Source organism: uncultured Desulfovibrio sp. (assembly GCF_949282365.1).
In the GTDB taxonomy this organism is placed as follows: domain Bacteria; phylum Desulfobacterota; class Desulfovibrionia; order Desulfovibrionales; family Desulfovibrionaceae; genus Desulfovibrio.
The window spans coordinates 24,053-30,675 of record NZ_CASDOY010000045.1; the positions used below are offsets into that span (position 1 = coordinate 24,053).

Here is a 6,623-nt window from a genome sequence, read left to right on the forward strand (position 1 = left end):
CAGGCACCCGGACCGCGGGACGCCCAAAGCACGGGACCTGCGGGCCCCGGCCGGATGCCGCGCATGGCGGATATCGCCGCCGGAGAGGCCCCGGACGGCCGGGGCGCCCATACGGGCCGCGGGCCGCTGCGACGGTCCGGGAACAGCCGGCGGACAGGCGCGACCGCCCCTGCTGTCCCCTGCCGGCGGGGGCGGGACTAGCGGCCCCGGTACTGCCGGGTGTCGCCCACCCGGACGGTGATCTTTTCCCTGTCCATGAATTCCAGCAGGGCGATGAGATATTTGCGCGAAAGGCCCAGGATCTCCTTGAGCCCGGCCACGTCCAGATCGTCGTGGCTGGTGAACCACTGGCGCACCTTGTCCAGGATCGCGTCCAGGGCCTCGCTGCCGTAGTAGAGGCCGTCCCTGACGCGCACCAGCTTTTTCTGCTCGCAGAGCAGGCGCAGCACGGGCGCGGCCTCCTTGTTGCTCACGCCCAGTTCCTCCAGCACGTCCTTGAGGTTGGGCGGGGTCAGCCCGGCCGAGACGTGGGCTTCCAGCAGCTTGCGGCTCAGGCCCTCCTGATCGGACGCCAGGGTCACTTTGTGGCTGGCCAGACGCAGGCCGTCGCCTTCGGCCACCAGCAGGTCCTTCTTCTGGGCCGCTTCCAGCACGCGGGCCACCAGACGCGGGGGCAACTTGTCGCCCCAGCCGGCGCACAGGGCCCCGCTGGGCAGGGCGGGCTTGAGCGGGTTCTTGGCGTGCAGGGCGGCGGCCCGGGCCAGGCAGGCGCGGATCAGGGCCTCGAAATGCAGGCCGGCGATCCAGAGGCGGCTTTCCTTGTGCCAGCAGATGGCCTCGCCCTGGGAGGAAAGCTGCAGCAGCTGCTTTTGCAGGGCGGGGCCGCTCTGGCCGGTGAGGACCTGCAACTGGCTGTGGCTGGCGCCCGCGTTGCCGCTCAGGTGCAGGGCGGCCCGGGTCAGGTCGAGGGCCGTGTGCGCGGCGATGTATTCCGGGGACGCCAGCTGGGGCAGGCGGGCCAGCAGGTCCAGCTTGCTGGAGAATTCCGGGTCCTTGCGGCGCAGCAGCGGCGGCAGGGGGCTGACGATGGTGCCGCCGGCCACCGTGCGCAGCGGCGAATAGGCGCGCAGCACGCAGTGATCGCCGAAGATGCCCACCATGTCGCAGGAAAAGCGCACTTCGGCCAGGCAGGTGTCGCCGGGCGCCAGACGGTCGCGGTCGAAAAAGACCACCCGGGCCGCGCATTCCTGCGTGGCATGATGGAAGTGGACCTCGGTGCGCTGGCGCAGGGGACGCGGCGCGGACTTGAGGCACTGCAGGCGCACCAGCCAGCGGCGGGACGGGAACAGGGTGCCGGGGCGGCAGAGGGTGTTGCCCCGGTGGATGTCCGTCACTTCCAGTCCCTGGACGTTGACGGCGCAGCGCTCACCGGCGCGCACCAGCTCCACGCTGCTGCCGTGGCGCTGCAGGCCGCGGGCGCGGGTGGGCAGGGCGTCGGGCATGAAGCAGAGCTCGTCCCCTTCGCTGACCGCGCCGGAGATGACCGTGCCCGTGATGACCGTGCCGTGCCCCTTCATGGTGAACACGCGGTCCGCGGGCAGGCGGAAGATATCGGAACCGTGACGGGGCGGCAGGCTGGCGGCGCAGGTCAGGATGTGCTCGCGCAGGGCCGGGATGCCCTGCCCCGTGCTGGACGAGACCGGGAAGATGGGCGCGCCTTCCAGAAAGGTGCCCTGCAGGAAGGTCCTGATGTCGTCCTGGACCAGTTCCAGCCAGTCGGCGTCCACCATGTCCACCTTGGTCAGGGCCACGAAGCCGTGACGGATGCCCAGCAGGGAGCAGATCTCCAGATGCTCGCGGGTCTGGGGCATGACGCCTTCGTCGGCGGCGATGACCAGCATGACGAAGTCCACACCGGCGGCGCCGGCCACCATGTTCTTCACAAAGCGCTCGTGCCCGGGCACGTCCACGATGCCCAGGCGTTCGCCGCCCGGCATGGAGACCCAGGCGAAGCCCAGTTCGATGGTGATGCCGCGCCGCTTCTCTTCTTCCAGCCGGTCGCAGTCGATGCCCGTCAGGGCGCGGACCAGAGATGTCTTGCCGTGGTCGATGTGACCGGCGGTACCCAGGATCAGTGCCATTCTACCCCCAGAAAAAACACGGGCGCCCCTTGAGGCATGCCGTGCGGCGGCCCCGGGAAGCGGGAGCTGCCCCGTGTGCGGAACTGGTTTTCAGTGTACGCCAGAGAGCGGGCCTTTGCAAACAGCCGCGCCGGACAGGGAAGGACTTTGGCGGCAGACGGGCTGCAGGGTGAAAAAAGGCACGATCCGGGCAAAATCCTGCAGGATGTCCCCTATCCTGCCGCGATCGTTACAGAGTTTGCCGCAGCGCGGGCGCGCATGCCCTGACGTCGGGCGGCCAGGCAGCCACGCGGGAAAGGCCCCGTCGCGGCGTCTGCCGGGAGCGGGGCCGGAAAGCCGCGTCCGCCAAGGGCTCGCGACGGCCGGTGCGACACGGGGTTTTTCCCCGCCGCAGTGCTCCCGGAAGAAAGCCTTTTTTTCACGATGCGGCGGGCTGCCGCTCCCCGTCCCGCAGGCCTTCCAGCCAGGCCTGGGTGGCGTCGATGAGCGTGCGCGGCGTGGACGCGCCGGCCGTGAGGCCCACGCGGGTCTTGTGCGCGAAGTCTTCGGCCCGCAACTCCCCGGCCTGTTCTATATGATAGGTGGCGATGCCGCTCTGGGCCGCCAGGTCGGCCAGACGGCGGGTATTGCCGCTCTGGCGGCCACCCACCACCACCATGGCTTCCACCCGGGCGGCGATGCTGCGGGCTTCCTCCTGACGTTCGCGGGTGGCGTCGCAGATGGTGGCCAGCACCTCGAGCCGGGGCAGGCGCTCGCGCAGCTCCTGTTCCAGCTGCTCGAAGACGGAGCGGTCCTGCGTGGTCTGGGAGGCCAGCACATAGGCCCGCTGCGGGTCAGCGGCCAGTGCTGCCAGCTCGTCGCGGCTGCCGAAAACATGGGCCGGGCCGTGGGCATAGGAGACCAGACCGCGCACTTCGGGATGGTCGGCCTCCCCGAAGAGCAGCAGCTCCGCCCCGCCCCGCGTGGCCCGCTCGATGGCCAGCTGGGCCCGCTTGACCTTGGGGCAGGTGGCGTCCACCACCTCCGCGCCGGTGGTGCGCACGGCTTCTTCCACCTGACGGGTGATGCCGTGGGCGCGGATGAGGACCCGGTCGTCGGCGTGGAGCTGGGAGGGCTCCTGGGCGCAGAAGACCCCCCGGGCCTCATAATCGGCCAGTACCTGGGGATTGTGGATGATGGGCCCCAGGGTGCAGATGCGGCCCGCGCAGGGCTGCTCCAGGGCGGTGTCCAGTTTTTGCAGGGCCAGGCCGACCCCCATGCAGAAACCGGCGGTCTTGGCGCGGATGACGTCCATAGTCCTCTCCCGGGAAAAGATGGTTTGCGGCAGTGTTCCGCGAGAGCGGGGCGCTGTCAAGGGGGAGGAGGGCGGACGCCGGCGCTTTGCCGGGAGAGCGCCCGGATGGGCGGCCTTCTGCCTTCTTTTCGGGCGTCCCGTGCGGAGCATGGGACGCCGTGGGCGGATGTTGGGGGTGGGGGAGTTTGAGGGGGAGGGGCCCTTTTTGCCGGCGGCAAAAGGGCCTCTCCCCCTCAACGGCGCCCATGCCGGCCTATCCCGGCAAGAAGCGGTCCATCAGTTCGTACAGGCCTTCCCAGGAGGTACAGCGGCAGAGTTCGAGGCGCAGGGCCTTGACGCCGGGCAGGCTGCGCACATAGCGGGGCACCACGCTGCGCATCTTCCAGAGGGCGGCGCGGCCGGGGCAGAGTTCCCGGGCCAGTCCCATATGGCGCAGGACCATGGCCCGCAGGGCGGCCGGTGTGGGCGGCTGGGGATCTTCGCCCCGGCAGAGGCGGAGATGGTCGGCGAAGATGGCGGGACCATGCATGGCCCCGCGGGCGTACATGACCGTATCCACGCCGGTCTGGTCCAGCACGCGCAGGCCGTCCCGGGCGCTGAACAGGTCGCCGCTGGCGATGAGGGGGATGTCCAGCAGGCTTTTGAGTTCGGCCAGCACCGCGTGGTCGGCCTCGCCGCCGAAGCCCTGCCGGGCCGTGCGCGGGTGCAGGGTGATCCAGCCCGCGCCCAGGTCCTGCAGGCGCAGGGCCAGGTCGCGCCAGACGTGCCGCCGGCTGTCCAGGCCCAGACGGATCTTGAAGCCCACCCGGCCGGGACCGGCGGCCCGGAGCATGGCGCGGGCCACCTCCAGGGCGTTGGGCACGTCGCCCAGCATGGCGGCCCCGGCGCCCTGCTTGAGGACCTTGGCCACCGAGCAGCCCATATTGAGGTCGAACCAGCCGTAGCCCGCATCGCGCAGCAGCTCCACGGCGCGTTGCAGGAAGGATGCCTCGGCCCCGAAGAGCTGCACCACCAGCGGCTGGTCTTCGGGCAGGCTCTGCAGGAGCTCGCCGGTGCCGGGGCTGCGGTAGACCAGGCCCTTGGCGCTGACCATCTCGGTCACGCAGACCGCCGCGCCGTAGCCGCGGCAGAGCAGGCGGAAGGGCAGGTCGCTGTAGCCGGCCAGGGGCGCCAGCCAGGGGTGCTCCCGGTCGAAGGGCAGGCTGGCGGGATCGGCCGGGGATGCCGGCAGGAAGAAGGCTTTGTGCATCATCGCGGCTCCGTATGGCGGGGCGCGGGGGCGCCGGCCTGCCTCTGTTGCAGGCGCTGCTGCGCCGGCTGCTCCACGCTGCGGGGGCTGTCCGGCGGCGTGCAGGCGCAGGGCTGTCGGGGGCAGGATTCCTCGGGGCAGCCGGTATGGCAGCGGATGGCCCGGCCCAGGATGTCCACGCCGATGCGCAGGCCGTCGGCCAGGGTATCGGCCACGAAGCCGTCACTCAGGCAGTCGATGACGCCGGTGCGGCCGAGGATGTCGCGCACGTTGCGGCTGCCCAGCACCAGGACCACTGGCACGCTGCGGGCGTAGCAGCGTTCAAGGAACTGTTCCAGGGCGTGGGCGCCGGAGGCGTCCAGCCAGAAGACGCGGGTCAGGTGCAGGACGATGAGCCGGGGCGGGGCGTCGTCCTCCTCATAGAGCTGGCGTTCCAGTTCGTGGATGGCCCCGAAGAAGAGCGTGCCTTCGATGACATAGACCACCAGCCCTTCCGGCATCTGCGCCGGGGCGTAGCGCATGAGCGGGTCCGTGGCGCGCAGGCGGCGCACCCGGGGATGGGCGGCCTTATAGATGAAGAGGGTCAGGGAGAGCAGCACGCCGATGAACACGGCCCGTTCCAGATCCAGGAGCAGGGCGGCGGCGAAGGTGATGAGCAGGACCCAGCGGTCCACGCGCGTGGCGCGCAGGCAAAGGCGGATGGCCGGGATGTCGATCATGTTCACCGAGATGAGCAGCAGCACGGCGGCCAGGGCGGGCATGGGCAGCCAGCTGACCAGGGGCGCCATGACGAAGAGCATGGGCAGGGCCAGGAGGCCGGAAAAGACGGTGCCCATGCGGGTGCGGCCGCCGCTGGTGACCACCAGGGCGCTGCGGGTGAAGGAGCCGCAGCCGGGGATGCCGGAGGTGAGGCCCGCGGCCATGTTGCCGAGCCCCTGGCCAATGAGTTCTTGGCTGCCGTCGAAGCGGTCGCCGCGGATGCCCGCCAGCTGCTTGCCGATGGCCAGGGATTCCACGGCGCCCAGCAGGGCGATGGCCAGGGCGGGCATGAAGAGGTCGCGGATGGAGGCCATGTCGAAGGCCGGGGGCAGGGACAGGGGCGGCACCACGCTGGGGATGGCCCCCACCAGGCGCACGCCCTGTTCGTGCAGGCCCAGCAGGGCCGAGACGGCGGAGATGATGACCAGGGCCGCCAGCGTGGCCGGGAAGCGGCGCGAGATGCGTTTGAAGAGCAGGATCAGGAGGATGGTGCCCCCGGAGACCAGCAGGCACCAGACATCGGTCTGCTCGAGGCTGTGGAGCACATGGTCCATCTGGGGGAAGAAGCCCTGCGCCTTGTCGGCGGGCAGGCCGAGGGCGGTCTTGAGCTGGCCCGAGGCGATGAGCAGGGCCGCCCCGGCGGAGAAGCCCACCATGACCGAGTGGGAGATGAAGTTGGCCAGCTCGCCCAGGCGGGCGAGGCCCATGGCCACCTGGATGAGGCCGCAGAGCAGGGCGATGCCGAAGATGTAGGGCATGCGGGCCTCTTCGGGCAGGCTGGCGATGGTGACGCCGCCGATGCTGACCGTGCTGACGGTGGTGAAGAGCACCATGGAGATGGCGTTGGTGGGGCCGGCGGCCAGATAGCGGGCCGAGCCCCAGAGGGCGGCCACGATGACCGGCAGCATGCAGGCATAGATGCCGTATTGCGGATGCACGCCGGCGATGAGGGCATAGGCCATGGCCTGGGGGACGGCCATGGGCGTGACGGTGAGCGCGGCCACGGCGTCGGCGCGGAAGTCGCGCAGGCTGTAGCGGCGCAATTCGCTCAGGAAGGGGAAGATGCGGGCGGCGTTCATGGCGGCTCCCGGACATTGGAGGTGGACAGGGCGGCCCGCTGCGGGGTCGAGATCATGGCCGCGAGGGCCTTGCCGGGCATGGCGGCTGCCGGCGTCAGGCG

General features: G+C 70.6%; 4 protein-coding genes. All 4 read right to left on the bottom strand.

Going from position 1 to position 6,623, the window contains the following annotated elements:
- Positions 1-197: 197 nt before the first annotated feature.
- Positions 198-2,141, bottom strand: a complete 1,944-nt coding sequence (selB, locus tag Q1X76_RS08300) for a selenocysteine-specific translation elongation factor (RefSeq protein WP_300719200.1) — start codon at positions 2,139-2,141, stop codon at positions 198-200.
- Between the two features lie 418 nt (positions 2,142-2,559).
- The gene (gene ispH / locus Q1X76_RS08305; protein WP_300719201.1) at positions 2,560-3,435 is read right to left on the bottom strand and encodes a 4-hydroxy-3-methylbut-2-enyl diphosphate reductase; all 876 of its coding nucleotides are present in this window, start codon (positions 3,433-3,435) and stop codon (positions 2,560-2,562) included.
- 253 nt (positions 3,436-3,688) lie between these two features.
- Positions 3,689-4,687 (bottom strand): tRNA-dihydrouridine synthase family protein, encoded by a 999-nt coding sequence (locus Q1X76_RS08310; protein ID WP_300719202.1) that lies wholly within the window; start codon positions 4,685-4,687, stop codon positions 3,689-3,691.
- Positions 4,684-6,522: a SulP family inorganic anion transporter gene (locus Q1X76_RS08315; protein ID WP_300719203.1), complete on the bottom strand. Its 1,839-nt coding sequence runs from the start codon at positions 6,520-6,522 to the stop codon at positions 4,684-4,686. Before Q1X76_RS08315 ends, Q1X76_RS08310 begins: the two co-directional genes overlap by 4 nt.
- Between the last annotated feature and the right edge of the window lie 101 nt (positions 6,523-6,623).